The sequence below is a fragment of the Arthrobacter sp. Leaf337 genome (assembly GCF_001423745.1).
Taxonomy (GTDB): Bacteria; Actinomycetota; Actinomycetes; order Actinomycetales; family Micrococcaceae; genus Arthrobacter.
Map to the genome: position 1 here is coordinate 350,704 of NZ_LMPC01000029.1, position 25,020 is coordinate 375,723.

The following is a 25,020-nucleotide window of genomic DNA, read 5'->3' on the forward strand; positions in this document are numbered from 1 at the left end:
GCCCTCCTTCTCTTATGTGCTTATTATTCATAAGTAAGAGAGGTTCTGGCTATAGTCGCGCCGCGCCGCACCTTAGTCGGCCACAATGTGTGAGAATTGTGAGCATGACGACAGACTCCACACTCCGCTTTGGGGCACAAACGGATGAAGTGACGAGCCTTTTGCGGATCGTAAACCTGGTACGCACAGGCGAAGCAACCACCCGCCCGGAAATCGGCAAGGTCACCGGCCTGGGCAGGGGCGTCGTCAGTCAACGTGTGGATCAGGCCATTCAGATTGGCTTCCTCGCGGACGGCGAGTTCGGCGCCTCGTCCGGCGGCCGCGCTCCACGGACCCTGCGATTCCGGGCAGAGCAGGGACGAATCGTGATATGCGCCCTCGGTGCGGCCCACATGCGGGTGGGCATAACTGCGCTCGACGGCGACATCCTGGAACACACGCACCGCCCCTGGGATATCGCGGAGGGTCCGGAGAAGACCATCGACGCAGCCTTGTCCCTGGTCGACGATTTGCTCAAGAAGGACCCCAAGGTGCCCGTGTGGGGTGTGGTGGTGGGGCTGCCCGGCCCCGTGGACTTCGCTACGGGGCGGCCCGTGGCGCCACCGATCATGCCGGGGTGGAACGGCTACGACGTCCGCACCCCCTTTGAAGACCGCTTCAATGCACCTGTATGGGTGGACAACGATTCCAACCTCCTTGCCCTCGGGGAACGCGCCCGGCGGCGCGACACCCTGGCGGACCTCATTTACTGCAAAATCGGCTCGGGCATCGGAGCCGGCCTGCTGTCCAAAGGCAGGATTCACCGGGGCGCAAACGGGGCCGCCGGCGACATTGGCCATGTCCGCGTTTCCGATTCGGATGCACAGTGCCGGTGCGGCAAGATCGGCTGCCTGGAAGCGGTTGCCGGCGGCTGGGCACTGGTCCGGGACGCAGAAGAGGCCATCAAGGAAGGGGCCAATACCTCCCTTGCCGCGCTGGCGAAGAAGGGGGCGCTGACACTTGAGGCGATCACCCTCGCAGCCCAAGCGGGAGACTCCCTTGCCATCACTCTCGTCCAAAAGTCGGCCCACGTAGCAGGCGAAACCATTTCGGCCCTCGTGAACATGTTCAACCCCGGCGTCATTGTCATCGGCGGCGCCATGGGCTCCGCCGGCGAGGTGTTCCTGGCCGAGGTGCGCCAACGCGTCTACGAATTGTCACTGCCGCTCGCCACTCGGGACCTCACCATCACCCTTTCCGTCAACGATGAGCGCGAACCCTTGCGCGGCGGCGCCGAGCTGGCCCGCGAGCAGCTATTCGACGTCACCTTCCCCCGCTGGTTTGCAGAGGGCCGGCCGTCACCTGAACGGGCAACTGTTCCGGCATAGTGTTCCACGATTGTGTGCCAGCCGGAGAGCCGGCCTCCCGGAAAAAGGAACTGTCCCGACGCGGCCTGGCAGCTCAGGTCACGTCGAGGGACGCGCTGGGCACCGGTGCCTGGTCGGGATCCAGCCAGGCCTCCAGGCGGAACGGCAGGACCAACGGCGAGCCCGGGCCGGCGTGCAGGTAGGGCACCAGCAGCCGGAAGTCGACGGTAACGGCGTGCGCACCACGGTGAAGTTCGCGCCTGCCGGACAGGACCAGCCTGTCCTGCACGAACCACCAGCCGGACTCTTCCGGGAGTGCACCTGCCGGCACACGTCGCCTCCCCAGTAGCACCGTCAACTCCCCCGATGGCACCGCGACGCAGTCGACCTCCACTGCCAGGCCAGCCACGCTGGACAGAGGCATCGAGCGGATCCACGGAAGTCCCAGCCGGAGCTCAAAGCCTCCCGGCGTGGCCGTCAGCGCATCTTCGCGCAAAGCGGTTTGCAACATGGCTTCCATCCTTTATCCTAAAAGTGACATAAGTTTGTCAATAACAAGCATAAAGGGGAAAGCACCCAAATGGCCCCCGAAATTCCTCCCTACTGGACCCTCTGCGCCAGCTCGTTCAACTGGACTCCGGAGATCACCGCCGCCCGCCGAACAGCCCAGGACATTGTGACTGGCATAGCGGATTCCGTCACGAAAACAATCGAGCTCGAACCTGGCCTGCTGTGGAGGTCCTTTCCCGCTCCCCAGGATGTCGAGGTGGACGAACTGCGGGATTCCCTGGCCGCAAAAGGGGGGCGTGTCAGCATCGTTGGCGCCAGCCTCGACGATTTCACCTCACCCACGGCCCGCCGCTCCCTGCAGGAGCGCCTGGACTTCCTGGTCCCCCAGCTCCACGCTGCCCAGCGGGTGGGAGCCGACGGGATCCGCCTGCCGATCGGCCAGGCCGGCAAGGAACTGCTCACATTGCTGCAACCGTTGCTGCACGAACTCGACCTAGTGCTGTACGAGGAGATCCAAGGGCAGCAGACGCCCTGGAATCCCGCCGTAGCGCCAGCCCTCGATGCGATCGCCGGGTTGGGGGACGATCACGTGCGGGTGCTCGTCGACATCAGCATGCTGATGCCCGCGCTTCCGGTGACGTACCTTGAAGAACTGCGGCGGGGAGGAATTTCCCCGGAACTATTGGGGCGCCTTGAGAATGACTGGCGGGACCCCGCCACCCTCGACGCCGCGGTTGCCCTGCTCCGCGCAGGGAAGGTTCCGCCAGACATCCACACACTTTTTATGAACCTGCTCATCCGCTTCGGCCGCAGCGACCCCGCAGACCTGCAAGGCATTCTTCCCCTCGTGGGCGCCTTCCACCTGAAGTTCTGGGACCTGGACGACGACGGCCACCGGGTTTCGCAGCCGCTGAGCGACCTTGGCAGTCTGCTCAGCAGGGACGGTTTCACAGGTACGCTGACCAGCGAGTGGGGTGGTCACGAGTGGCTGCTGGATGACCCCACGGAGATGACGCGGCGGCACCTGGCGTTGGCGGGGTCCGCCCTGGCCGGGACAGCACAGGCCGGCCGCGCTGTGGTCTGACCTGCATACAAACGACGGCTGACACAGCGGAACGGCCGGCCCGGGAGTTCCCGGACCGGCCGTTCTGCTGTGCACCATATGGCGCTGTGCGCTACTTCGTGCTGAAGGCGGCGTCGAAAGCCGCTGCGGAGGGCTCATAGCTGGAGAGCCGGCGCACGAACGCCAGCGCTTCCGGGGCGCCTTCTAAGCGGTCCATGCCCGCGTCCTCCCACTCCACGGACAACGGACCGCGGTAATCGATGGCATTGAGCATGCGGAGGGCATCCTCCCAGGGCACATCGCCGTGGCCTGTGGAGATGAAGTCCCAGCCGCGGCGCGGATCAGCCCATGGCAGATGGGATGACAGCCGGCCGTTCCGGCCGTTGATGAGGCGCTTCTTCGTATCCTTGCAGTGGACGTGGTAGATGCGGTCCTTGAAGTCCCACAGGAACCCCACCGGGTCGATGTCCTGCCACACCATGTGGCTCGGGTCCCAGTTCAGCCCGAAGGCCTCGCGGTGCCCGATCGCCTCCAGCGTGCGTTGCGTGGTCCAGTAGTCGTAGGCGATCTCGGAGGGGTGCACCTCATGGGCGAACCGCACGCCGACCTCGTCAAAAACGTCGAGGATAGGATTCCACCGGTCCGCAAAATCCTGGTAACCGGCGTCGACCATCTTTTCGGTGGCAGGCGGGAACATCGCCACGTACTTCCAGATGGACGATCCTGTGAACCCGGTTACCGTCTTCACGCCGAGCCTGGCGGCGAGCCGGGCCGTGTTCTTCAGTTCCTCGGCGGCCCGGCGGCGCACCCCTTCCGGATCGCCGTCGCCCCACACAACGTCCGGCAGGATGCCGCGGTGCCGTTCGTCGATGGGGTCGTCACATACGGCCTGGCCCTTGAGGTGGTTGGAGATGGTCCATACCTTGAGGCCGTGGCGTTCAAGTATGTCCAGCCTGCCCTGCACATAGGCGTCGTCATCCCACCGCCAGGGGTCCAGGTGATCACCCCAGCAGGCGATCTCCAGCCCGTCGTAGCCCCACTCGCCAGCGAACCGGGCCACCTCCTCGAACGGCAGGTCGGCCCACTGGCCGGTGAACAAGGTAATTGGTCGTGCCACGTGCATTCCCTCCCTATGCGGCCTGGACGGGGACGCCAGCAGCGACGCGTGTCCAGGCGGAATCATTGTTGGAACTGCGCTCGACGGCGTCGAGCACGCGCTGCACCTTCAGCCCGTCAGCAAACGTGGCATGAGGATCGGTGCCGGACACAATACCCTCGACGAGGTCCTTGACCTGGTGGGAGAACCCGTGCTCGTAGCCGAGCATGTGGCCAGCGGGCCACCACGCCGAAACGTAGGGATGATCAGCTTCCGTGACCAGGATCTTCCGGAAACCCTGGCGGTCGGCGGGTGCCGTGCGGTCGTAGAACTGGACGCTGTTAAGGTCTTCAAGGTCGAAGGCCAGCGCGCCTTTGTCCCCCGAGACCTCGATCTCCAGCGCGTTCTTCCGGCCCGTGGCAAAGCGTGAGGCCTCGAACGATGCGAGTGCTCCTGATTCGAAGCGGCCGGTGAAGATGGCGATATCATCCACGGTCACGCGGCCCTTGCCGACACCGGCAGTACCGGACAGACCCGAACCGGAGTCCAGGAGTGGCCGCTCCTTCACGATGGTGTCGATAACCCCGGACACCTTCTCCAGCTTCAGGCCGGTCACGAACTGGGCCAGGTCGATCGCATGGGCTCCGATGTCCCCGAGCGCACCGGAACCAGCGTGTTCCTTCTGCAGCCGCCACGCCAGCGGCATCGCCGGGTCCACGAGCCAGTCCTGGCGGTAGGAGGCGTGCACGTGGTTGATCCTCCCCACGGCACCTTCGGCGATGAGGTTGCGGAGGAACGTGACGGCCGGAACGCGGCGGTAGGTGAACCCCACCATCGCGCGGATGCCCCGGGCGGCCGCCCGTTCGGCGGCCTCGGCCATCGCTTCGGCCTCCGCCACCGTGTTGGCAAGCGGCTTCTCGCACAAAACGTGCTTCCCCGCCTCAAGGGCAGCGATCGCAATCTCAGCATGGGAGTCGCCGGGAGTGACAATGTCGACGACGTCGATATCGGCCCGGGCAATCACTTCACGCCAGTCTGTGGCCGACTCCGCCCAGCCCCATTTGCTGGCGGCGGCAGCAACGGCGTCGGCGTTCCTGCCCACAATAACCGCCATTTCCGGCTTAGCCGGCAGGTCGAACACCCGCGGTGCCGTACGCCACCCCTGCGAATGGGCGGCACCCATAAAGCCGTAGCCGATCATGGCTACGCGGAGCATCTTCATGCGAGCACCACCTTCCGCTCAACCGCCACCCGGTTGCCCACGTAGCGCATGGGTGCGATCTGCATGTAGAGCAGGCGAAGCGTGAGGATGACTTCGACGTCGATCTCCTCGCCATCATCGGGGATCCGGTCCAGCGGGATGATCACTTCCGGCCTGTCCGCGACAAACCAAAGCGTTTCCCATTGCTCGGGAAGCTCCGCGATGGAGTAGGACCTTCCCTGCAGTTCGAAGCGGAGGGAGTCCTTGGGGATCTGCACGCCGTTGACTGTTGCCGCGACGTCGTCGACGGCGGACAGCCAGAGGCTGCGGTACCAGGGCAGTTGCACCGACACGGCAATGCCCTCCGGGTGCCTGCGGACGTCGGTGTCCTGGAACAGGGAATTGTGAGTTGCCATTGCTTTTCCTTACTTGAACGTGTCGACGAAGGTGTCGTGGGCTGCGGGTGGCACGGGGTCCGGCGTCTGCCGTGTAGAGGGACTGTAGTCGATGTACCGGCCAGCGTTGGTGTACCGTGCCCGCACGCCCGGAGTGCCGGGCTTGACCCATAGCGGGATGATCCGCTCGTCCTCGACGGCGTTGTGCAGGTACATGTAACGGCTGAACGGGTTCTCGATGTCGCCGCGGTCGGTGGAAGACATGAACCCCTCCTCAGGCCGGAACGACGGCGTCTTCGATGGCACGCCGCATGAGCGTGTGCTGTTTCTTGACGAGATCGATCGGATCGGATTCGCCAAGGTCAGCGAAGGCATGCCCCTCCCACTCACTGGAGAGGTAGCCCTGGTAGCCGCCCTCGACGAACTGCCGCACAATCCTGGGAATGTCCATCGCTGGCTCATTGCCGTTTTCGTCGATGTCGTAGAACTTCGCGTGGACGTGGAAGATCTGCGGCATGATGTCCAGCCATTCCTCCGGCGGAACCAGCCCGTGCATATTGAAGGCCAGCCTGGTGAACGGGCCCAGGCGCGCGGGGTCGAAGTTGTTCGCGTTGAGGTAGTCCTCGAATTCCTGGTTGCGTTCCTGCATCGGCAGCGGCTTGCGCCAGATGTCCTGCATGACAGCAAAGTGCTCCTCGGGCAGCCCCATCTGCGTCAGCGTGCGGAACAGCGTCGGGGAAAGGCTGTGCATGGTGGAGCTGAAGTCTGCCGTGAAACCGAGCCGATCGCTGCCCAGCTCCGCGTACATTTCCCGGATCTGCAGGATCTTGGGATCGTTCGGGCCCTGCGGTGCATGGATTTCGTAGCCGAGCTTCTGGTCGTACTTCTCTGCCAGCGGAAGCAGCCGGCGGAGCAGTTCCTTGCCGGCGGAGCGGATCACCACGCGATGGAAACCGAGCCTGTTGGCTGTGCGCAGCTGCGCGGCGAAAAAATCATACTCCTCGTCCGGCGTCATGTCCCGGTCCTTGCGGCGGCCCATGTCCAGGTTGGTGCCCACTGCGCTGGGGGTGAGGCCGTAACGGTCCATGCTGTCACGCCACAAACGAACGAAGTGATCATCGACGTCCGGGTAAGTGCGCAACATCTGGGCGATGTTGAACTCGACGCCAGGACCGAGACCTTCATCGGCCACAGCCTTGATCAGGGTCTCCGGGGTGTAGAGTCCGGCCGCGAACTCCGAGGTGAGCGAATAGAGTGTGATGCCAAGCTCGATACCCGAGCCTGCGATGCCTTCTGACATATTTTCTGATTCCTTCGTTGTCAGCCGCGGACGGGCTGGGCGAGGTGGCTGTTGAGGATGCGGCGGGCTTCCGAGGCGTCCGTGATCATGGCCGAGCCGGCGTTGACGGCGGCTGAACGCTGGACGGCCTGCTCGCCGCGGATGATACTGAACGGGTCCTGCCAGTTGTTCCAGTGCCAGCCTTCGTATTCGCTGGAGATTGCGCCGGAGTAGCCGTTCTCGACCAACTGACGGACCAGGGCACGCACCGGTACAGAGGGCTCTTCGCCGTTCGCGTCGATCCCGAAGAACTTGCCGTGCACGTGGCGCACCCACGGCATGATTTCAAGCCAGGTGTCAATCGGTGCAGGACCGAAAAGCCCGGTTCCGTTGATGCCAAAGTCGATGCCCAGATCGGGCCGGCCGTTGCGGGCCGCCAGGCCGATGAAGGCACCGAACCGCTCGCCGTGGACCTTCTGGGTGTTGGGCGGCCCTTCGGCGTAGAAGCCGTTCCACAGGTCAACCAACTGCCGCAGCAGCTCCTCGGACGCACCGCGCCGGCGGTAGGCCTCCAGCAGCGACGGAGCGAAGCCCGTAACGGTGGCACCCCAGTCGGCGGTGAAACCAAGCAGGGGGGAATCCAGCTTCTCGTAGCGGTCACGCAGGGCCAGGACGCGTTCATGAGCGCCATGCTGGTCCGCATGGACTTCCAGGGCCAGGGTCACACCGTACTTCTCCGCCACGGGCAGCAGGCTTTCCATCGCGTCCGGCGTCAGCGAAATCTGCACCCGGGCGATCGGGAAGCCGAGCCTGGCGGCTACTTCGATCTGCTTCCTCATGTATTCGACCAGCTCGTCGTGGTTCATGAGGCGGTCCCGGCGGATGCCCGTGTCAACGTTTACTGCAAGCGAGGTGGGAACCAGGTCCACCTCGGCGACAAGATCGCGGAACTGCCCGACGAAGTTGTCATCGATCCGGTCCGGGAAGCCCCGCAGGCTGGAGAATCCAATGACTTCGAGCCCGGGACCGAAGCCTTCGGCCGCGACTTTGCGGATCAGGCCGTCGAGCTCGTACTGCCGGGCATGGAAGGCCCGGGTGAAGCTGTAAAGGGTAACGCCCTGGATGGGAGTGCCGAGGCTGGTCATCGCTGTGCCACCTTCATGGTCTTGGTGTCGTGCTCTTCGATGTGCAGCACGCCGTGGTCGGTGATGATGTACGGGATGTAGAGCTTCAGGTCCACGCGGACCTCGTGCTCGGAATGGTTTTCCGCCACGGGAAGGTCGCCGGAAAGGACGGCCGAGTCCAGCGGAAACCACCACTCGCCGGTCTCATCCACGAGCTCCTCGAAGCTGAACGTGCGGTTGTTCATAGTCCAGCGAAGCGAGTCCTCAGGGGCGGCAACGCCGTCCACTGTCAGTGCGGCTCCCGCGATGCACGAGCCCGGCATGGCCCGGTACCAGGGGATGCGGACCTCCACGGCGGTGCGGCCGTCCTGCGTAGTAAGTGTTCCCTGCTCGATAATGCGGTCGGCGATCATCGAGACCTCCTTGTCTGCGGCATGCATTGCCTGCGCTTGGGTGAAGGGGCGGGCAAAAGCCACTTCTTCATTATTTAGACATTCTATTGTCTGATTCAAACATAAGTAAAGACCTGCTCAGACCTGCTGCGATGCGGCGTGCCCCGCGCACTGCGAGCGCCACGGCCGTCAGCGTTGGATTGCAGGCGGTGGCGGTGGGGATAACGCCGTTGCCGGCCACGAAAAGGCCGGGAACTTGCCAAACCTGACTGTCCGGGGAACACACACTCTCGCCGTCGTCCTCCGCGCCCATGCGCGTGGTGCCCTGGTAGTGCAGTGATGCTCCCGGCGGGAGGACGAAGGGGCGATCGTCGAGCGGTTCCCCCACCGCCTTGCCCAGCCGGACAATCTCCTGCTTGGCACGCTCCAGCACGTCGTGGTCCCGCTCGGTGAGGCGGTAATGGATGCGCATAGCAGGCATCCCGTAGGAATCGCGGGCGCCGTCGTCGAACGCCACCCGGTCCGCCCGCTGCAGGTCCTTAGCGCAGAACAGGCCCAGCCCGACGATCGATCCCGGGATGATGGGGTCATCCTCGGCCAGCGGGACGGGGGACGCATCCAGCTGCATGACCTGGCCGTGGAACGGCGCTCCGTCAGTGTACGGAACCCACGACACACCACTCTGTTCGCTAAGCGCACCACCCGCGGCTGCCGGGGCGTGATCGGCTTCGACGTCGCGCAGCCTGCTCGCGAAGACCACCTGCGCCTGGTCGTTGAGGTAGCGGCCCAGCGCGGCGGGCCTGATTCCGGAGGCCCACAGCAGTTGGGGCGTGCGCAGGGCATCCGCCCCCACCACAACGTAACGGGCGGACACGTGATGGGTCCCGCCACTGCGCCGGTCCTGGATTTCTACGCCGGCGGCAATGCCATCCTCCACCAGCACGCGGGTGACCAGCGACTCATCAAAAAGCTCAAACTGCGGGTTTTCGCGGGTCACGTCCCCCATCACGACGTCGGAACCTGACCATACGAGGCCGCCGTCCTCCCGCCGGTGCACGGCGAGCGGCATGGGCTGGACGCGGTAGGCCGGGTCCCGTCCCTCATCAACCGCAACCGTGAGGCGTTCGCGGACGAGTTCCGCGAACGGGGCACCGTCAAAAGCGTGGGTGGTGACGCCCAGCAGCCGATCTGCGTCGTCGAGCAACTGCTCCAAGTCGGGCAGGAACACGATGCGTTCCTGCCCGCCCGGGCGCGGGCAGGCGGCCGTCCAATGGGCAGCCATGCCGCCTACGTTGCTGGACATGGCCGCGACGGGCATCCCGTCCTCGCCGGGAAAGGCGTAGCCGTCCTGCAACAGGTAAGTTCCGGGCCGGGCCCGGCGCTCCCCGCTCTTGACGGCACCGGGTGAGTTCACCGTTTCGGCGCCCGCTCCCGGACCTTCCGAGGCCCGCTGGGCAAGGCTGCGGCGCTCAGGATCATCGATGTTCTTGACGTGCGACCCAGGAGGGTCGCTGACCGTGGGGCCCACTTCGAACATCGCGATGGTGGCGCCGGGCGCTTCCTCGCTGAGGATCCGTGCGTACGCCGACGCCGTGGGTCCGCTGCCAACAATGGCGACGTCGACGGCGGCGGGGTACCTGCTGCTCACCGGCCCGCCACCAGTTCCTGGATCCACCGGACGGACTTTGCCGAGTCTATGGTCGGGTAATACTCGAGCCCGACGGGGCCGGCGTAGCCGCTGTTCCGCAGGTCTGCGAGCCGGGCAGGCCAGTCGATGGATCCCGATCCGGGCTCGCCGCGTCCCGGCGCATCAGCGATCTGCACGTACTTAATTAGGTCGCCGGCGTTGGAGAGCTCGGCGGCCACATCCTCGCCCTCCACAGTTGAGTGGTACAGATCGTAGAGGACCCCGAAGAATGGCGAGTCCACTCCCCGGGCAATGTAAACGGCCTCCGAGGTCCGGTCCAGCAGCGCGCCGGGGTGGTCAACCCGGACGTTCACCGGTTCGAGGACCAGGGTGATGCCGGAGCCCTCAATGTGCGCGACTCCGCGGGTGAATATCTCGATGAGCTCGTCAAGCTGGTCCTGCCGCTTGCGCCCGCCGAACCCGGTGCCGCTGCCCACCACGATCCGGGGGCAGCCGAGCTGCTGCGCTACTGCTACTCCGGCGTCAAGCCCCTCATAGAAGGGTTCGTGGTTACGGGGCGGGATCATGAACTGCATCCGCGGTTCCGCCAGCTGGGCGGTGAGCCGGACTCCGGTTTCCTGGAGCGCATCCTTGAGGGCGGGGATGTCCTTGCCGGTGGGGCCCCACATCTCCACGGCGTCAAAGCCGGCAGCTGCTGCAGCGCGTACCCGGTCAGCAGCGCTTTCGCCTGCTTCTGAAAACAAAAGATCGACATTGGGCGCAAGTTGAAACATGCGGGCCTCCTGGAAGTTGAAAGGGTTGATTGAGAATTGGGGTTGTCGCGGACCGGGTGCACCGTTTTTGGGCGTAGAGGATCGCCACGAAGCGGGGGACGCTGCGCGGTTGTCGCTTGGGCGGGTCAGCCTTTCAGGCCGCCGGAGAATCCCTGGATGAAGCGCTTCTGCGCGAACAGGAACAGCGCCAGCATGGGAATCATGGACACGATCACGATCGCAAAGATCGAATTCCACTCCGACACCAGGGAACCGATGTAGTAGTACATGGCCACCGGCAGCGTCTGGTTGGCCGAGCCGCCCAGGAAGATCAGCGAAGTAAAGAAGTCGTTCCAGACGATGAGCCCGGCGAAGATGGTGACCGTTCCGGTTGCGGGAGCCATCATGGGCAGCACCACCTTCGCAAAAATCTGGGACCTGCTGGCACCGTCAATGGTTGCCGCTTCCTCGTAGTCCGTGCCGAGTCCCCGGAAGAAGTTGGAATAGAGGAAGATCGACAACGGCAGGAGCATGCCGGTGTACAGGATGATCAGGCCCCACGCCGATCCCGTGAGGCCCATGGCCCGCGCACCCATGTAGAGGGGCACTGCGCCGAGCTGGCCGGGGAGGATGATGGCAATCAGGAAGAGGTAGTACGCACCCTTGCTCCAGCGGCGGGTGCTGCGGGAGATGACGTATCCGGTGATTGAACCGAGCGCGATCAGCCCCACGATGCTCCCCGTGGTAATGATGATGCTGTTCACCAGGCCTAGAACAACGTTTGAGTTGCCGGTGGCGGTCAGGACCGCGACAAAGTTGCTGAAGTCTGGGCTTTTCGGCAGTGCCAGGGGCGACGTGGTGTACATCTCGCTGTCCGGCTTCAGGGCCGTGGTCACCAGGAAGTAGAACGGCGCCAGGAAGATCAGCGCCAGGGCCCAGAGCCCAATTTCGCGGAGAAGGGTGAGTTTTGTGTAGCGGAACATGGTTAGTCCTCGGGGTTCGAACGCGTCAGCCGCTGCTGGATAACGGCGAAGAACAGAATGATGGCGGCAAGCACCAGGGCAAGGGCGGCACCGCCGCCGAAGTTGCCGAGCGCAAACGCCTGCTTGTAGACCTGCGTGGCCAGGGTTTCGGTGGCACCGGCGGGTCCGCCGTTCGTCAGGGCCATGATCGGATCGAAGACCCGAAGCCCTTGGACGATTCCCAGCGTGGTGGCAATAGCGATGGCAGGGCGGATAGCCGGCAGCGTGACGTTCCGGAAGCGCTGCCACAGGTTTGCTCCGTCGATGGCGGCCGCCTCCTCGACTTCCACCGGGACGCTGGCAAGTCCGGCCATGAAGATCACCATGGCGAAGCCGGTTGACCCCCAGACAAGGACTACCAGCACTGTCCAGATGGCCCACTGCGGGTCGGCGAGCCATGGTTTGGCGAGGTCGCCGGCGCCGATGGAGGTGAGGAAGACGTTGATGGGGCCGTCGAAGTCGAAGATGTACTTCCAGACGTAAGCCGTGGCCAGCGGACTGAGCACCACGGGCATAAAGAAGAGGGTGCGGAGAATGTACCGCGTCTTCAGCATCCGGTTGAGGCCGAGGGCGATGATGAGCCCGCCCACGTTGCCGAGTAAGACTGAACCAAAGGCCAGGAACATTGTGTTCGTCAGGGCGCCGAGCTTGGTGGGGTCCTTGAAGATGGCTTCGAAGTTCTGCCAGCCCACAACTTTGAACGAGCCGATTCCTGTCCAGTTGGTGAAAGCGAAGAAGCCGCCGATACCGGTTGCCACGTAGTGGATGGCGATGACCAGGACAATCCCGGGCAGCGCCCACCACCAATGTCCCAACTGCAGGCCCGTGCTCCGGGGGCGGGGTTTTTCGCCCGCCCCCGGAGTGCGCCTGCCTCGCAGGGGTGCTTTAGCTGCTTCGCTCTTCGGTTGCATCGTCGCAGTCATGGTAATCCTTGCTTGTCCCTTTGAGTCGTCGGAACTGTGGTGTTCTGAAACTGTCACTGTCCCCAGGCGGTATCCATGGCCTGGAGTACCTGATCGGTAGTTTTCTGTCCGGTGATAAGGCCCTGGACGCCGGTGGCGAGGGCGTCGTACACGGCGGAGTTGGGCCACTGGCTGTTCGGCAGCGGGCCGTACTTACCGTTCTTGATGAGATCGCCGACGTTCTTGTAGGCGCCACCGTTGAAGTCATAGCTGTCCAGGCCGGTGACCGGCAGGGCGCCATCGATTTCTGCGAAGGCCTTGGTCTGCTCAGGCTCTGCCGCCCAGTCGAGGAAGGCCTTGGCGGCATCCTTGTTCTTGGACGCTGCGTTGATGGAAAACGCGTAGTTCGCACTGGCGTACACGAAGCCTTCGGAGCTCGCCTCTGCCGGGAGCGCCCGCACATTAAATTCGGAGTCGGCGGCTGCAGTCTTCAGCTGCTTCCAGCTGGGGCCCGGAATAAAGCCGGCAACCGAGGTACCGCTGGCGAGGCCCTTGGTGATGGCGTCGAACCCGGCACCAGCGGCGCCCTTCTGGAAGCAGCCCGCGTTGTTAAGCTTGCTGACCGCCTCCAACGATGCTTTCCAGCCGTCCGAGCCGGCGAATGTGGTCTCCTTGGCGGCCCGCTTTTCATTCCACTTCGGGTCCTCGGCATAGACGCGGGACGCAGCGAGGGACATCGCCATCAGACCGGTGTTCGGAGCAGCGGAGCCAGCCAGCGCAATGAACGACTTGCCGGACGATGCGAGCGACTTGCACTGATCCTCGAGGGACGCGAAGTCTGATGGGAAATCCGAAATGCCGGCTGCTTTGGCAGATGTTTCGTTGGCCACCAGACCAACCACCGTGATCTCCGGCGCCTGGCCGTAGACCTTTCCGTCAGTCCCAAAGAGAGCCTCGCTACCCTCGGGAACCAGTTCCTTGGCGGCGGCATCCAGCGGCTCCAGGAAGCCTGCCTGAACGAGCGGCAAAATGCTGCGGCCGGTGCCGGAACCCGGTGAGGTCACTACGACATCTGACGCGTTTCCGGCTTGGAGCTGGGTGCGGAGTGTCTGGTCGTAAGAGTCATTGGGCTGCGGGTTGAAGGTGATCTTCACGCCCGGATTCGACGCCATGTACTTCTCAGCCAGTACCTGGAAGGGACTCTCAATGGTGTTGGAGGTGGCAAACGACAGGGTAAATTCCTGAGCGCCTCCTGTGGGGGAGCTGCCGCTGGCGGGGGCCGAACAGCCGGTGAGGACGAGGGCTGCGATCGTTGGTACTGCGAGGGCGCCGACCTTCAGAGCCGAATAGCTACGGTGCTGTGTCATGTCCAGCCTTTCTGACTTCATTGTCTAAGAATTCCGGGGGCCGTGACCCCGGTCACTCATCAGTATGCAGGAGATGTGCTGGAAAAGCACATAAGTCTTGCCGATGACAGACATAAGTTTCGCTGGGGTCACTAGGCGGACATTGCATAGAAACGGGTGATCTCCATCATCCAAAGTATCGATGCCGCTGATACACTGGCTGACTTAGCTCACCGTTGAAAGAATGTCCCACCGTGACGAACCATGTCCTGCTTTCCCGGCTTGACCTGAACCTGCTGATCTCGCTGGATGCGCTCATTACGGAGCGGAGCGTGACGAGGGCGGCAGAGCGGCTTCACCTGAGCCAGCCCGCACTCAGCGCATCGCTTGCGCGGCTTCGGTCCCACTTCGGAGACCCCATCCTGGCCCGCCGCGGCAATGCGTACGAGCTCACGCCATTCGCGCTGCGGCTGGCGGAGCACACCACCACGGCGCTCGAGGCTGCGCGGCGCGTCTTTGAGAGCCAGGCAACATGGGAGCCCAGCGAGTCCGAGCGGGAATTTTCCATTTATGGCTCCGATTACGGCTTCACCACCATTGGCCGGGTCGCCTCCGAGCTTGCAGCCGAGCGCGCACCGGGAGTCCGGTTTCGCTTTATGCTCCACAACCCGATGGTGGTGGAAGATGCCGCTAACCGTCTTCGTTCCGTGGACGGCATGGTCATTCCGCATGGCTTCCTCAGCGGGCTCCCCTACCTGGACCTGTGGAGGGACGGGTGGGTGGCTGTCGTCTCCTCGTCCAATGCTGCCGTCGGCGAGCACATCACCATGGAAAACATCGCCGAACTTCCCTGGGTGATGACCTATCAGACACGCTCAGCGTCAACGTCGGCGGAACGGCAGATCACGCAGCTGGGCGTCGAGCCGCGTGTGGATGTTGTGGTTGAAAGTTTCCAGTCCTTGCCGCACTTTGTGGTGGGGACCAACCGGATCGCAATGATCCAGGCGGCGCTGGTGCCGTTCGCGGTGCGTGTAGGGGGCGTGCGAATCCTGCCACTGCCCTTTGATGCCACACCGCTTGTTAATGCCCTGTGGTGGCACCCCGTACACAACCGGGACTCCGAGCACGAGTGGATGCGGAGCCTCTTCAAAGAGGCCGGGGACATCGTGGCGGCAGCCGCGACGAAGCAAGTCAATTAACGCCTCGATGCCCGCCGCATAACAGGCGGACATCGAGGGATCTACGGCTTGCAGGTCAGGCTGAGGTCAACGCCGTGCGCATACTCCTGCGGATAAGGTCGTGCTGCCTCCGGACCAGTAGCAGCGGGTCCACCTCGCCGAGCTCAGCGAAGGCGTGGCCTTCCCACTCGCTGGACCAGTAGCCGCGGTAGCCGCCCTCGACGAATACCCGGACGAGTTCCGGATAGTCAATGGCGGGCTCGCTCCCCTGCTCATCGATGTCGTAGAACTTCGCATGGACGTGCATGATCTGGGGCATGATGTCAGCCCACTCCTTCGGGCTGACATGGCCGTGCATGTTGAATGCCAGGTGCGCGAAGGAGCCAAGGCGGGCAGGATCAAAGTCCCGTGCCCGCAGGTAGCCAATAAACTCCTCCTGCCGCGCCCTCATCGGGGCATCGGTGGACCAGATGGCCTGCAGCCTCTGGACGGCTTCGTCGTCGAGCCCGGCACGGCGGACAGCGCGGAGGAGCGTCGGAGACATACTGTGCATGGTTGAGGAGAAGTCAGCCACGAACCCCAGCAAGGGTGAATCAAGCTCCGCAAAAACGTCCCGGACCTTCATGATCTCCGGGGAGTTCGGCCCAAGGGGCGCATGAATCTCATACGCAAGCTTGAGCTCAAGGTTCTCGGCGAGTGGAAGGAGCCGGCGAAGCAGTTCGGGTTTGGCGCTCTGGATGCGGATGAGCGGAAAACCGAGCTTCTTGGCGCCGCGGAACAGCGTCTCGGTGAACTCGTATTCCTCATCCGGGGTCATGTCGCGGTCGCGGCGGCGGCCCATATCGAGGTTCGCGCCAAAGGAGCTTGCGGTGAAACCGTGTTTGTCGAAGGCCGCGTGCCACGAGCGTGCGAAGTCATGGGTCACATTGGGATAGGTGGGCAGGACCTGGGATGCCACGATTTCAATGCCGGGGCCAATGCCCAGCTCGGCAACTCGGTTCAGCAGGCCATTGAAGTCGTACCAGCCTGCCCGGAACTCGGCACTCGCCGAGTACAGGGTAAGCCCGAGGGAGAACGGATCCTCCTCGGCCTTCGGCGGAGCCGGAGTGACCGCCGTCGCCAGCTCCGGTGCCGCCGAAGCCCTGTCCGTGGCGGCGAGGTCCAGCGTCTGGTTCACGAAATTGGGAACGTACATGCCGGGACCCCCGTCGGTTCCGGGGGCAATCTGCATGTAGGGCAGTCGCAGTTCCCCGATGAGCTGAACGGAGTGCTGCTCACCGAGCGCGACCGGGTCCTGCCTTTTCACAATGAGCAGGGGATGGTCCTGGAGGTACCAGAGGGTCTGACTTTGACCCGGCAGGTCCGGGAGCGCATAGCGCACACCTCCCAGTTCCAGGGACAGGTCCTCGGCGGGGATGTCCTGGCCGTCAACGGTAAGCCTGAGGCTGGAGACCGAGGAGAGCCACAGGCTCCGGTACCACGGAAGTGTCAGGGCCAGGGCGAAACCCTCGGGGTGGACGCGGAGGCTTGAATCGTCAAGAAGTCCGTTTGGCATGGTTGTTCTCTTCGCTGGGAGGTGGAATGGGTCAGGTAAGTTCGGAGGTGATGCGGCGGATCAGGGCGTGCTGGCGGCGCACTTGTTCGACGGCCCGCCACGGGGTGCGTTCGACTTCGTATTCACTGGAGAGGTAGCCGGAGTAGCCGGAGTCCTTGAGCGCCTTGAGTACGGGCAGCCAGGGAATCTGCTGGTCTTCCAGCTGCTCGTCAATGTCGTGGAACTTCGCTTGGATAAACACCACGTACTGCGCGATGTCCGCGAAGTCGGCAGGATCGACGCCGATGCCGTCAAGGAAGGCGGGCCTCGTCTCGCGGGTCTCCCCTTCGCGCAGCGGGATCGGCCGGTCCTGGAAGATCCCGGTGTCAATGAGCAGACCGAAGTTCTTGGTTCCGGTCCGTTCAATGAGGCTGATGTAGTCCTCGACGACGGGGTGTTTGATCGGCGTGGGCGAGTGAATTTCCGGGCAGATGATGATCCCCAGCTCGTGGGCCAGATCAAGGGATCGTTCCACGGACTCGGCCCAGATGGGATCCGGGACCAGATCACTGGACACCACGCCGATCTTGGGGCGCACGAACCCGAAACCCAGTTGGCTGGCAAGCCTCAGGTCGCGCTGCAGGGCCGCCGCACCCTCGGCAACGGTCATAGTACGGCCCGGGTGAAGCCGCGTGTCGATCCAGGAGCCGTAGTTCGTGGGCTCCAGTGAGTACTTCTCCAGCAGGCCGAACCACATATCGATCCAGGCGCCAGAGGGTTCCGGATAGTTGGGAATGTGTCCCTCGCCGAGGATCTCGACGCCGGTGGCACCTACGTCCGCGACGGCGGCCAGCGCTGACTCCAGGTCCAGGACGGTGCCGTAGTCACCCATGAAGCTGTAGAGGGAAACGCCGTACCGGAAGGTGCCTTCGCCGCCTTCCGGCGCGAGCGTCACCTTGCGGCTGACCCGGTAGGTGCTGGGCTGATGCTCCACCGGGATATAGGACATGCGTAGCCGCAGCTCAATAGAGAGCTCGTGGACGCCCTGTGGCAGCCCTCCGTCGAAAGGAACGGTGACCACCGCGGCTTCCTCAAGGGGCCAGCGCACGCCGTCACTTTCCCAAAGCTGCTGCAGCGTGTAGGTCTGCCCGCCGAACGTCCACAGCGGAACGTCAGGGCCGACGTCGACGACGTTGCCTACGCGTACGGCGACGCCGGCGATGAGGGACGCGGCCATGCCGCGGTAGGAAGGCATCCGGAGGCGGAACTGAAAGCCGGTTACGCGCCTGCCGTCAGTAACATTCCGGAAGCCAACGGACTGGATGAGGTCTCTTTCGAGAAGCATCATTGCTCACTCTCTCTAGGTTCCGAACCAGCCTAACAGCATTAGGTAGGTTTACGACTTAAGTCTGTGAGAATTCGTCCTAACTCGCGGCGAGCTTGACGAACGAACATTCGCCTCCTGGGACTACAGGGCTCGACGGTGGGATCTGGCGGGTTCACAATCCAAGTTGCAGCCATTCACGCAGCGTGCCACCCGGGCCACGGGCGGAAGGAATCGAGCCCGTTGCGCGGACCCCCGAACGGGCCCAACGCCCGCTTCGAAGACCCACGCCCCTGCGCCGCCATTGTGGACGCCCGTAATCGGCAGATCCCCAGTTCATGGCGCGATTGCGGCGGCAGGTCTCCGCGGCGCGAACGGTCGTGGATCAGCTCAATCAGTCGGTCGGCCCGTTCCACCTGTGGGCAAGAGAACGTAGATCTGCCCTGAGATCTCCGAGAGGATTTCGTCAACGGACCTGGAGACGTTGATCGTGGCCGCCATACTGAGGAACATTATCGCGGAGACTATGTGTGCCAGCCTGGCAGCGTTCCGAGGCTCGATCCGGGGGTCCCGCGTCAGCACGTCGGCAATCGCCTCCTCGGTCTGAACGGTGAGGGCGAGGGCTTCGCGGTGGTGGGGTTCGTCGGGATCCCCGAACACGATCTCGCGCAGGTAGGTTCGGCCGTTTTCGATCTGCTTTCGGTTGCACTCCACCACGGGGCGAACGATCGCCATCACGGCCTCTAACACATCCGGGATCGCCTCGGCGGCCGTCCTACCCGTGACGAGCGCATCGGCGTAGGTGGAGTTCTGAACGAGCAGGAGCAGCTCCCCCTTGGTCTTGGCGTACAAGAATAAAGTCCCCGTGCCAATGTCAGCCCTGTCGGCGACCTGCTGGGTTGTGACTTCATCGACACCATGTTCGGCGAAAAGCTCTGCTGCGGCGGCCGTGATGCGGTCGAGCTTGTGCTGCTTGTTCCGCTCACGTCGGCCTACGGGTTGAGGGGCGACTGCCATTACGTGTTCTCCGGGGAATAGAATCTGACCATGCTCAGTTATGAGCACAGTCGGTACCGTGTGGGCTCAGTAGTTTTTATTGTCCCACAGCGGCCGAAAAGGGCCTATCGGGTGGTGCTAACGATCTATCGAATGGAAAGGACCACGCTCATGAGCATGTCCTCTCTCTGGCACCCTCCCACGCCTGATCAGGTGCCATTAAGCCGCAGGCCCTGGCGGCTCCCTTTCAAGCCAGGGCGGGCGGCGGCCTCACCATCAACCCCATCCGCGCCGACCCGTGCGCATTTATCTCAAACAAGAAAGTCCAAGCAAATGCCCTCACTCAATGGAGCAGTCGTCCTCGTCACCGGAGCGAACGGCGGCATCGGAACGCACTTCGTGCATGACGCCCTTGCCCGCGGTGCCAGCAAGGTCTACGCCACTGCCCGCACCCCCCGAACGTGGGAGGACGAGCGCATCGTCCCCCTCACCCTCGACGTCACCGACGTCGCCTCGATCGAGGCAGCCGTCTCGGCGGCCGGCGATGTCACGGTGTTGATCAACAACGCTGGAGCCTCGGTCGCCAGCCCGGGCATCCTCACCCACACTAACGAGGAAATCCGGACCAATGTCGAGACGAATTTCCTTGGCCCGCTGTTCCTCGCCCGCGCATTTGCACCGGTCCTTTCAGCGAAGGATGAGTCGGTGATCATCGACATCCACTCCGCCATGAGCTGGTACGCCGTCGCCGGCATCTACAGTGCCACCAAGGCAGCCCTCTGGTCGGCCACCAATTCTCTGCGCCTGGAACTGGCCTCCGAAGGGGTCCACGTGGTGGGCGTTCACGTCGGGTGGGTCGACACTGCGATGGCTGCGCACACCACCGATCCCAAGACGGACCCGGCCGATCTGGTCCGCACCGTATTGGATGCCGTGGAAGCCGGCGAGTACGAAGTTCTGGCCGACGAGACATCCGTGCAGCTCAAGGCCGCCCTGAGTGGCCCGGTCGAGGCACTCTACCCGGCGTTGCAGGGCACAAACTCCAAGAGCCAGTCATGACAGAACCTCGGCAGGTCGCGCTGGTAACAGGCGCTTCCTCAGGCATCGGCAAAGCGGCAGCAATCGCACTCGCGGCCGCAGGTTTCCAAGTGATCGGAACCGGCCGCAACACCGTGCGATCCACCGCCCCCGCCGGGGTGACCTACCTCGACCTCGACGTGACCAGCGACGAATCGGTCGCCTCGGTGGTCAAGCACGTGATCGACCAATTCGGGAACATCGATTTACTCGTTAACAACGCCGGCGTGGGCGCCACCGGCGCCGCCGAGGAGTTCTCTCTCGCGCAGACGCAGGACGTTTTCGACACCAATGTCTACGGCGTGATGCGGATGACCAAGGCGGTCCTGCCGTACATGCGCGCCCGACGTCGAGGACGCATCATCAACGTCTCCTCCCTCAGCGGGTTCGTCCCCAGCCCGTTCATGGCCGTCTACGTCTCGACCAAGCACGCCGTGGAGGGCTGGTCCGGGTCGCTGGACCACGAGGTCCGCGAGCACGGCATTCGGGTACTGCTCGTCGAGCCCGGCCCGATCAACACCCCGTTCGCAGGCCACAGCGTACAGGCCGACACCCCCATGCCGCTCTACGCGTCGGGACGGCGCACCTTCGACGAGGTGCTGGCGAAGAATACCAGCGGTGGCGACGATCCCGCCGTCGTAGCCAGAGTGATCGTCGCGGCGGCCTCAGACCGGAACCCGAGACTTCGGCGCACCGCCGGCTCGACGGCGGCAAGCATCAGCGCGCTGCACCGCGTCCTGCCGGCCCGAATCTTCGACCGCATTGTCCGCAGATTCAATCGGATGCCGAGCTGACGCTCACCTTCGAACTGACGTTGAAATGCCTGAGGGCCGCAGCAAATGCTGCGGCCCTCACTCTCGGTGGCTGGTGTCAGCGTCGCTGGTTTGCGATGCCGATGTACTCGCCGAGTCGGTATTCCAGGTCCGTGCCGGCCTGCTCTGCAAGCGCCTGGGTGCCTGCGGCGCGAGTGAGGAACCCAGGCAGGGTGAGCGAGTGCGCGAACTCGCTGTAGGCGGCGACGAGGTCTGCATCCGGCGGTAGCGAGGCCCGGTTGATCATCGCCTTGGCCGATGCCAGGGATGTGCGGTCGAAGGACGCCAGCCGAGAGACGATGGCGTCGACGAAGGCATCCAGCTCGGCGTCGGGCAGGGCGCGGGTTACCCAGCCCCATTGCTCGGCGGTGGATGCGTCGTAGTCGGCGCTGGTGAGGATGACCTCCAGTGCCCGGTCACGACCGATGGTGCGTGGAAGCCGCTCGGTGCCGCCACCACCGGGCAGCAGACCACTGCCGACCTCGGGCTGCCCGAAGATCGCCTTCTCGCGGCTGGCGTAGCGCAGGTCGAACGCGAGAGCGAGCTCGTTGCCCCCACCCCGGGTGCGGCCTCGGATGGTTGCGATGGTGATATAGGGGGCCCTGGAAAGCTTCAGGACCAGGTCGGTCCACTTCGGCACTGCTCCCTCGCCGTCGGGGGCGGGAAAGTCCGCGGCTGCGGCGAGGTCGAAGTGGTTGTAGAAGAAGTCGGGCACACTGCTGCCGAACACGACGACTTGGATGTCGGGATCGGTCGCCAACTCTTCGACGATTTCGGTGAGTCGAAGGACGGTCTCGCCGACGATGAGGTTCACCGGCGGGTTCGCGAAGGTGATCTTCGCGACCTGTGGTGAGGTGCGTTCGTAGTGGATGGTGCTCTGCTCGCTCATGTTCTGCTCCAGAGGTTCGATGGATATCGGGGTGGGTAGGAGTTCGTCTATTCCTGGTATTGCGGAAGGATGTCGCCACCGGTGACGTAGGTCAGGGCCGCGGACACGTCGTAGGCGTGGACCGCGGACGCGAACCCCGACAGCCTGTCCGAGAGCGTGGCGACCTCCCCGCCGGCGAAGAACGCCGCCCGCGCGGCTGAGTCGTTGAAGCCGAGGATCAGTGAGGCGTGGAACTGCTGGTCGGTGGGGTTGTCGTGGGCGACGTTCGGCGTGTCCCAGAGCTTCTTATTCCATGGCATGAATACCTGGGTTCGGAGTTCTGTCATCGCGCCCGTGGTAGTGAGCGCTGGCGCAAGTTCGTCGGTGACGAACGTCCGGAACGGGCGGGTGCCGACGGCGTCCCGTTTCCTAAGGTAGATCAGGGCTCTAGCCCCGGTCGTCTCGCCGGGTCCGGCGACGTCGTACCAACGGGTCGAGTTCGGCGGCCCGGCATAGAGCAGGGTGCGCCGGAACACGTTGATCTCGTCTTGGTAGGCGAGACGGGTCTGTCTCCGGCCCAGTAACGGCCAGAGCACGGAGGCGAAGGTGACCTCGGCGACCCCATCGATCCGCCGGTCTGCGGGAATGGCGGTCTCAACGCCAGCAGTGGCGGGCCACAGCCCCGGATTGGTCTCGGCGAGGTGGATCTGGCGATACTCATTGAAACCCGGGGTCGGGGAGATGATCTTGGAGTGGGGGCCCTTCCAGTAGTCCATCCCCTGCTGTCGGGGCTGGTCCGTGCGGATCCACAGCAGGATTGATGATGCGAACGGCTTCCTCGTAAACGGAATCGTGATGGACATTTTGCTCGTCCTGTCAGTGAGTTTCGGCTGCCGGTCAGCGGGCCAGGAACTCGACGGCGACAGGCGCGAACTTGTCGTGGAACTGGAAGATGCCGCCGTGTCCGGAGTCGGGGTAGATGATCAGCTCGGAGCCTTTGATGCGGCTACGCATATCTTCGGAGAGGACCGAGGGCACCATGCGGTCGTTGTCTCCGTTGGCGATCAGGGTGGGCTGGGTGAGTTTCGACAGGTCGGCGGGCGCCGACCGTCCCCACTTCCTGATCGCCTTCAGCTGCGTCTGGAACGCCTTCACGCTGATCGGGGCGTCGCGGTCGACGGTGCGCTCCTGAAGGCGCGTGATGAATGCCTTCGCGGCGGGCTTGCCGGTGGCGTTGCGGTTGAAGAAGAGGAATTCCTTCGCGTCGGACCGGGTCAGCGCGGCACGAAGGATGTCGTAGTAGGTGGTCCCGGCGACCTTGTCGATGTCCTTGCCGCCCCTGGGACCAGTGCCTGTGAGAACGAGCTTCCGGACTAGCTCGGGGTGCTTAAGGACCAGTGCCTGTGCCACCATGCCGCCGAGGGAGAAGGAGAAGATGTCGATCTTCTGGTATCCGAGGGCTTTGATGAACGTGTACGCGTCGTCTGCCATCGCCTCGATACTGTCGGGCACCTGGCCGGTGGAGGCTCCGACACCTTGGTTGTCGAACGTGATGACGTGGTGGTTTTTTGCGATGGGGTCGATGATGCGCGGGTCCCAGTTATCCAGGGTCGCGGCGAGGTGGACGAAGAAGATGACGGGGATGCCTCCCTTGGGTCCGAGTTCTCGGTAGGCGTAGTGCACGCCTCCGGCGCTAATGGCACGGGCAGGCGCTTTGGCGTAGGAGGTGATGACGGGTTCGTTGTCGCGGGCATTCATGACGGTGCTCCTGCAAGGTGGATTGTTGGTCGTTTGGTGATGATGGGGCGTGCTGCGTCTCTGCGCGGTGTTCAGGGGTTACTGATGACGGCCTTGCCGCGGATGCCGCCCTTTTCCAGGCCCTGAAGGGCTTCGATGGTCTGATTGAAGGGAAAGACACGTCCAACGATCGGGCGCAAAGCGCCGCTGTCGATGAGGGCTGTGATCTGGCGCAACTGGTCGCCGCTGGCACGCATAAACAGGAACTCGTAGCTGACGCCCAGCTTCTTGGCTTGGCGGCGTATGCCTGCGCTCAGGGCAGCGATGGCAACGCGCAAAACTGGATTCAGGCCGGCTTCGCGTGCAAATGCCGGGTCTGGAGGCCCGACGATCCCAATCGCCTTGCCGCCGGATTTGAGCACCCGCAGGGACTTCTTGAGGTTCTCGCCGCCGACGCTGTCCAGCACGAGGTCGTAGCCGCTCAGGAGCTGTCCGAAGTCCTGGCTGCGGTAGTCGATGACCGTGTCGGCGCCGAGCCCGCGCACGAACTCCAGGTTGGCGGCGCTTGCGGTGGTCGCGACGGTAGCTCCGAGGTGCTTGGCGAGCTGGATCGCGATTGAACCGACTCCCCCGGCGCCGGCGTGGATGAGGACCTTCTGACCCGGCTGCACATTGCCGCGCTCAACCAGGGCCTGCCACGCCGTCAACGCAACCAGCGGCAGGGAGCCGGCCTCCTCCATGCTGACCGATGCCGGTTTGAGGGCCAGATCGGCTTCGGCGACGGCGATTCGCTCGGCGAAGGTGCCGATCCGGTCCTTGTCGGGGCGGGCATAAACCTCGTCGCCGGACCTGAACGCGCGCACCTTCGAACCGACACGGATGACTGTTCCGGCGACATCGTTGCCTGGAATCAAGGGAAGCGCATAGGGCAGGATCTGCTTGAACTCGCCCGCTCGGATCTTCTCGTCGAGTACGTTCAGCCCTGCGGCCTGGACCTGTACGAGCACATCATGCTCCCCCACTGTGGGCTCGGGGACATCCGATTCCTGCAGCGGACCCTTGTATTCGTTGATGACGAACGCTCTCATGTTTCTTGCTCCTTCTGGGCGTGTGGCGAAGCTGGTTTGGGTTGCCTTAGCTGCGGAGGAAATCCCGGGCCACAGCGACGAACGCCCGGAAGTGTTGGAAGGCGACGCCATGACCGGACTACCGGAACACCAGGACCGGAAGCGTTCGGTAGCTGCCGGGTGAGCACGTTCGCGTTTGCGGACGGCACCATAGGGTCGCTGTCTCAGTAAACGCTGCGCACCGGGCCCGCTCCTCCGAATATAACCGAGTATGCTCAATTATGAGCACGCTCAATTATTCTGTCAAGGGGGGTCGCATGAGGGGTCACGTTGGCCAAAGCCAGGGAGGTG

At 63.8% G+C, this 25,020-nt stretch carries 25 protein-coding genes; 5 read left to right on the forward strand and 20 right to left on the reverse strand.

The genetic code is table 11. From position 1 onward, the window contains the following. Positions 1-104: 104 nt before the first annotated feature. The gene (locus tag ASF98_RS21315; RefSeq protein WP_055806410.1) at positions 105-1,367 is read left to right on the forward strand and encodes an ROK family protein; all 1,263 of its coding nucleotides are present in this window, start codon (positions 105-107) and stop codon (positions 1,365-1,367) included. A gap of 73 nt (positions 1,368-1,440) precedes the next feature. On the opposite strand, the gene ASF98_RS21320 is transcribed toward ASF98_RS21315, so the two are convergent. Next, a complete protein-coding gene (locus ASF98_RS21320) occupies positions 1,441-1,857 on the reverse strand; it encodes a DUF6379 domain-containing protein (protein WP_055806730.1) in 417 nt (138 codons plus the stop codon). A gap of 69 nt (positions 1,858-1,926) precedes the next feature. On the opposite strand from ASF98_RS21320, the gene ASF98_RS21325 reads away from it, so the two are divergent. Continuing rightward, on the forward strand, positions 1,927-2,940 hold the full coding sequence (locus ASF98_RS21325; protein WP_055806413.1) for a hypothetical protein: 1,014 nt from the start codon (positions 1,927-1,929) through the stop codon (positions 2,938-2,940). Positions 2,941-3,031: 91 nt separating this feature from the next. Here ASF98_RS21325 and ASF98_RS21330 read toward each other — a convergent pair whose 3' ends face one another. From ASF98_RS21330 to ASF98_RS21385, 12 genes are all read right to left on the reverse strand, one after another. Continuing rightward, a complete protein-coding gene (locus ASF98_RS21330; RefSeq protein ID WP_055806733.1) occupies positions 3,032-4,036 on the reverse strand; it encodes a sugar phosphate isomerase/epimerase family protein in 1,005 nt (334 codons plus the stop codon). Between the two features lie 13 nt (positions 4,037-4,049). Then, on the reverse strand, positions 4,050-5,237 hold the full coding sequence (locus ASF98_RS21335) for a Gfo/Idh/MocA family protein (protein ID WP_200939424.1): 1,188 nt from the start codon (positions 5,235-5,237) through the stop codon (positions 4,050-4,052). Further along, positions 5,234-5,632 (reverse strand): C-glycoside deglycosidase beta subunit domain-containing protein, encoded by a 399-nt coding sequence (locus ASF98_RS21340; RefSeq protein ID WP_055806416.1) that lies wholly within the window; start codon positions 5,630-5,632, stop codon positions 5,234-5,236. Before ASF98_RS21340 ends, ASF98_RS21335 begins: the two co-directional genes overlap by 4 nt. A 9-nt stretch (positions 5,633-5,641) precedes the next feature. Continuing rightward, a complete protein-coding gene (locus ASF98_RS21345; RefSeq protein ID WP_055806418.1) occupies positions 5,642-5,875 on the reverse strand; it encodes a hypothetical protein in 234 nt (77 codons plus the stop codon). Between the two features lie 10 nt (positions 5,876-5,885). After that, positions 5,886-6,911, reverse strand: coding sequence for a sugar phosphate isomerase/epimerase family protein (locus ASF98_RS21350; RefSeq protein WP_055806421.1), 1,026 nt, complete (start codon positions 6,909-6,911; stop codon positions 5,886-5,888). A 20-nt stretch (positions 6,912-6,931) separates the two neighbouring features. After that, positions 6,932-8,035, reverse strand: a complete 1,104-nt coding sequence (locus ASF98_RS21355; RefSeq protein ID WP_055806423.1) for a sugar phosphate isomerase/epimerase family protein — start codon at positions 8,033-8,035, stop codon at positions 6,932-6,934. Then, positions 8,032-8,427 (reverse strand): C-glycoside deglycosidase beta subunit domain-containing protein, encoded by a 396-nt coding sequence (locus ASF98_RS21360; RefSeq protein ID WP_055806739.1) that lies wholly within the window; start codon positions 8,425-8,427, stop codon positions 8,032-8,034. The genes ASF98_RS21355 and ASF98_RS21360 overlap by 4 nt, the downstream gene beginning before the upstream one ends. Positions 8,428-8,497: 70 nt before the next feature. Further along, on the reverse strand, positions 8,498-10,054 hold the full coding sequence (locus tag ASF98_RS21365; protein ID WP_055806425.1) for a GMC oxidoreductase: 1,557 nt from the start codon (positions 10,052-10,054) through the stop codon (positions 8,498-8,500). Beyond that, a complete protein-coding gene (locus ASF98_RS21370; protein WP_055806428.1) occupies positions 10,051-10,827 on the reverse strand; it encodes a TIM barrel protein in 777 nt (258 codons plus the stop codon). The genes ASF98_RS21365 and ASF98_RS21370 overlap by 4 nt, the downstream gene beginning before the upstream one ends. Before the next feature lie 125 nt (positions 10,828-10,952). Next, positions 10,953-11,789 (reverse strand): carbohydrate ABC transporter permease, encoded by an 837-nt coding sequence (locus ASF98_RS21375; RefSeq protein ID WP_055806432.1) that lies wholly within the window; start codon positions 11,787-11,789, stop codon positions 10,953-10,955. A gap of 2 nt (positions 11,790-11,791) precedes the next feature. Then, the gene (locus ASF98_RS21380) at positions 11,792-12,751 is read right to left on the reverse strand and encodes a carbohydrate ABC transporter permease (protein WP_055806435.1); all 960 of its coding nucleotides are present in this window, start codon (positions 12,749-12,751) and stop codon (positions 11,792-11,794) included. A 53-nt stretch (positions 12,752-12,804) separates the two neighbouring features. Then, positions 12,805-14,097: an ABC transporter substrate-binding protein gene (locus tag ASF98_RS21385; protein WP_055806742.1), complete on the reverse strand. Its 1,293-nt coding sequence runs from the start codon at positions 14,095-14,097 to the stop codon at positions 12,805-12,807. 233 nt (positions 14,098-14,330) lie between these two features. On the opposite strand from ASF98_RS21385, the gene ASF98_RS21390 reads away from it, so the two are divergent. Next, entirely contained in the window at positions 14,331-15,275 is a 945-nt protein-coding gene (locus tag ASF98_RS21390) for a LysR family transcriptional regulator (RefSeq protein WP_055806438.1), read from the forward strand. Positions 15,276-15,330: 55 nt separating this feature from the next. On the opposite strand, the gene ASF98_RS21395 is transcribed toward ASF98_RS21390, so the two are convergent. The 3 genes from ASF98_RS21395 to ASF98_RS21405 all read right to left on the reverse strand — a co-directional run bounded on the left by ASF98_RS21395 (position 15,331) and on the right by ASF98_RS21405 (position 19,129). Next, a complete protein-coding gene (locus ASF98_RS21395) occupies positions 15,331-16,809 on the reverse strand; it encodes a C-glycoside deglycosidase beta subunit domain-containing protein (protein WP_055806440.1) in 1,479 nt (492 codons plus the stop codon). Between the two features lie 31 nt (positions 16,810-16,840). Continuing rightward, positions 16,841-18,133 (reverse strand): C-glycoside deglycosidase beta subunit domain-containing protein, encoded by a 1,293-nt coding sequence (locus ASF98_RS21400; RefSeq protein ID WP_055806743.1) that lies wholly within the window; start codon positions 18,131-18,133, stop codon positions 16,841-16,843. A 369-nt stretch (positions 18,134-18,502) separates the two neighbouring features. Further along, positions 18,503-19,129 (reverse strand): TetR/AcrR family transcriptional regulator, encoded by a 627-nt coding sequence (locus tag ASF98_RS21405; protein ID WP_055806443.1) that lies wholly within the window; start codon positions 19,127-19,129, stop codon positions 18,503-18,505. A 312-nt stretch (positions 19,130-19,441) separates the two neighbouring features. Here ASF98_RS21405 and ASF98_RS21410 point away from each other — a divergent pair, with 312 nt between their 5' ends. Both ASF98_RS21410 and ASF98_RS21415 read left to right on the forward strand, forming a co-directional pair. Further along, on the forward strand, positions 19,442-20,167 hold the full coding sequence (locus tag ASF98_RS21410) for an SDR family oxidoreductase (protein ID WP_055806445.1): 726 nt from the start codon (positions 19,442-19,444) through the stop codon (positions 20,165-20,167). Then, the gene (locus tag ASF98_RS21415) at positions 20,164-20,979 is read left to right on the forward strand and encodes an oxidoreductase (RefSeq protein WP_055806448.1); all 816 of its coding nucleotides are present in this window, start codon (positions 20,164-20,166) and stop codon (positions 20,977-20,979) included. Before ASF98_RS21410 ends, ASF98_RS21415 begins: the two co-directional genes overlap by 4 nt. Positions 20,980-21,055: 76 nt before the next feature. Here ASF98_RS21415 and ASF98_RS21420 read toward each other — a convergent pair whose 3' ends face one another. The 4 genes from ASF98_RS21420 to ASF98_RS21435 all read right to left on the reverse strand — a co-directional run bounded on the left by ASF98_RS21420 (position 21,056) and on the right by ASF98_RS21435 (position 24,690). Further along, positions 21,056-21,886, reverse strand: a complete 831-nt coding sequence (locus ASF98_RS21420; RefSeq protein ID WP_055806451.1) for an enoyl-CoA hydratase/isomerase family protein — start codon at positions 21,884-21,886, stop codon at positions 21,056-21,058. Positions 21,887-21,933: 47 nt separating this feature from the next. Continuing rightward, positions 21,934-22,728 carry a strictosidine synthase gene (locus ASF98_RS21425; protein ID WP_082506989.1) on the reverse strand — a complete coding sequence of 265 codons (795 nt, stop codon included), beginning with the start codon at positions 22,726-22,728 and terminating at the stop codon, positions 21,934-21,936. 34 nt (positions 22,729-22,762) lie between these two features. Continuing rightward, entirely contained in the window at positions 22,763-23,623 is an 861-nt protein-coding gene (locus ASF98_RS21430) for an alpha/beta fold hydrolase (protein ID WP_055806452.1), read from the reverse strand. Positions 23,624-23,694: 71 nt separating this feature from the next. Continuing rightward, positions 23,695-24,690 (reverse strand): NADP-dependent oxidoreductase, encoded by a 996-nt coding sequence (locus tag ASF98_RS21435; RefSeq protein ID WP_055806455.1) that lies wholly within the window; start codon positions 24,688-24,690, stop codon positions 23,695-23,697. Between the last annotated feature and the right edge of the window lie 330 nt (positions 24,691-25,020).

Coding starts and splice junctions, on each gene's coding strand:
- ASF98_RS21315 (WP_055806410.1), top strand. CDS start 105: ATGACGACAGACTCCACACTCCGCTTTGGGGCACAAACGGATGAAGTG.
- ASF98_RS21320 (WP_055806730.1), bottom strand. CDS start 1,857: ATGTTGCAAACCGCTTTGCGCGAAGATGCGCTGACGGCCACGCCGGGA.
- ASF98_RS21325 (WP_055806413.1), top strand. CDS start 1,927: ATGGCCCCCGAAATTCCTCCCTACTGGACCCTCTGCGCCAGCTCGTTC.
- ASF98_RS21335 (WP_200939424.1), bottom strand. CDS start 5,237: ATGAAGATGCTCCGCGTAGCCATGATCGGCTACGGCTTTATGGGTGCC.
- ASF98_RS21340 (WP_055806416.1), bottom strand. CDS start 5,632: ATGGCAACTCACAATTCCCTGTTCCAGGACACCGACGTCCGCAGGCAC.
- ASF98_RS21345 (WP_055806418.1), bottom strand. CDS start 5,875: ATGTCTTCCACCGACCGCGGCGACATCGAGAACCCGTTCAGCCGTTAC.
- ASF98_RS21350 (WP_055806421.1), bottom strand. CDS start 6,911: ATGTCAGAAGGCATCGCAGGCTCGGGTATCGAGCTTGGCATCACACTC.
- ASF98_RS21355 (WP_055806423.1), bottom strand. CDS start 8,035: ATGACCAGCCTCGGCACTCCCATCCAGGGCGTTACCCTTTACAGCTTC.
- ASF98_RS21360 (WP_055806739.1), bottom strand. CDS start 8,427: ATGATCGCCGACCGCATTATCGAGCAGGGAACACTTACTACGCAGGAC.
- ASF98_RS21370 (WP_055806428.1), bottom strand. CDS start 10,827: ATGTTTCAACTTGCGCCCAATGTCGATCTTTTGTTTTCAGAAGCAGGC.
- ASF98_RS21375 (WP_055806432.1), bottom strand. CDS start 11,789: ATGTTCCGCTACACAAAACTCACCCTTCTCCGCGAAATTGGGCTCTGG.
- ASF98_RS21380 (WP_055806435.1), bottom strand. CDS start 12,751: ATGACTGCGACGATGCAACCGAAGAGCGAAGCAGCTAAAGCACCCCTG.
- ASF98_RS21385 (WP_055806742.1), bottom strand. CDS start 14,097: ATGACACAGCACCGTAGCTATTCGGCTCTGAAGGTCGGCGCCCTCGCA.
- ASF98_RS21395 (WP_055806440.1), bottom strand. CDS start 16,809: ATGCCAAACGGACTTCTTGACGATTCAAGCCTCCGCGTCCACCCCGAG.
- ASF98_RS21400 (WP_055806743.1), bottom strand. CDS start 18,133: ATGCTTCTCGAAAGAGACCTCATCCAGTCCGTTGGCTTCCGGAATGTT.
- ASF98_RS21405 (WP_055806443.1), bottom strand. CDS start 19,129: ATGGCAGTCGCCCCTCAACCCGTAGGCCGACGTGAGCGGAACAAGCAG.
- ASF98_RS21410 (WP_055806445.1), top strand. CDS start 19,442: ATGCCCTCACTCAATGGAGCAGTCGTCCTCGTCACCGGAGCGAACGGC.
- ASF98_RS21415 (WP_055806448.1), top strand. CDS start 20,164: ATGACAGAACCTCGGCAGGTCGCGCTGGTAACAGGCGCTTCCTCAGGC.
- ASF98_RS21420 (WP_055806451.1), bottom strand. CDS start 21,886: ATGAGCGAGCAGAGCACCATCCACTACGAACGCACCTCACCACAGGTC.
- ASF98_RS21425 (WP_082506989.1), bottom strand. CDS start 22,728: ATGTCCATCACGATTCCGTTTACGAGGAAGCCGTTCGCATCATCAATC.
- ASF98_RS21430 (WP_055806452.1), bottom strand. CDS start 23,623: ATGAATGCCCGCGACAACGAACCCGTCATCACCTCCTACGCCAAAGCG.
- ASF98_RS21435 (WP_055806455.1), bottom strand. CDS start 24,690: ATGAGAGCGTTCGTCATCAACGAATACAAGGGTCCGCTGCAGGAATCG.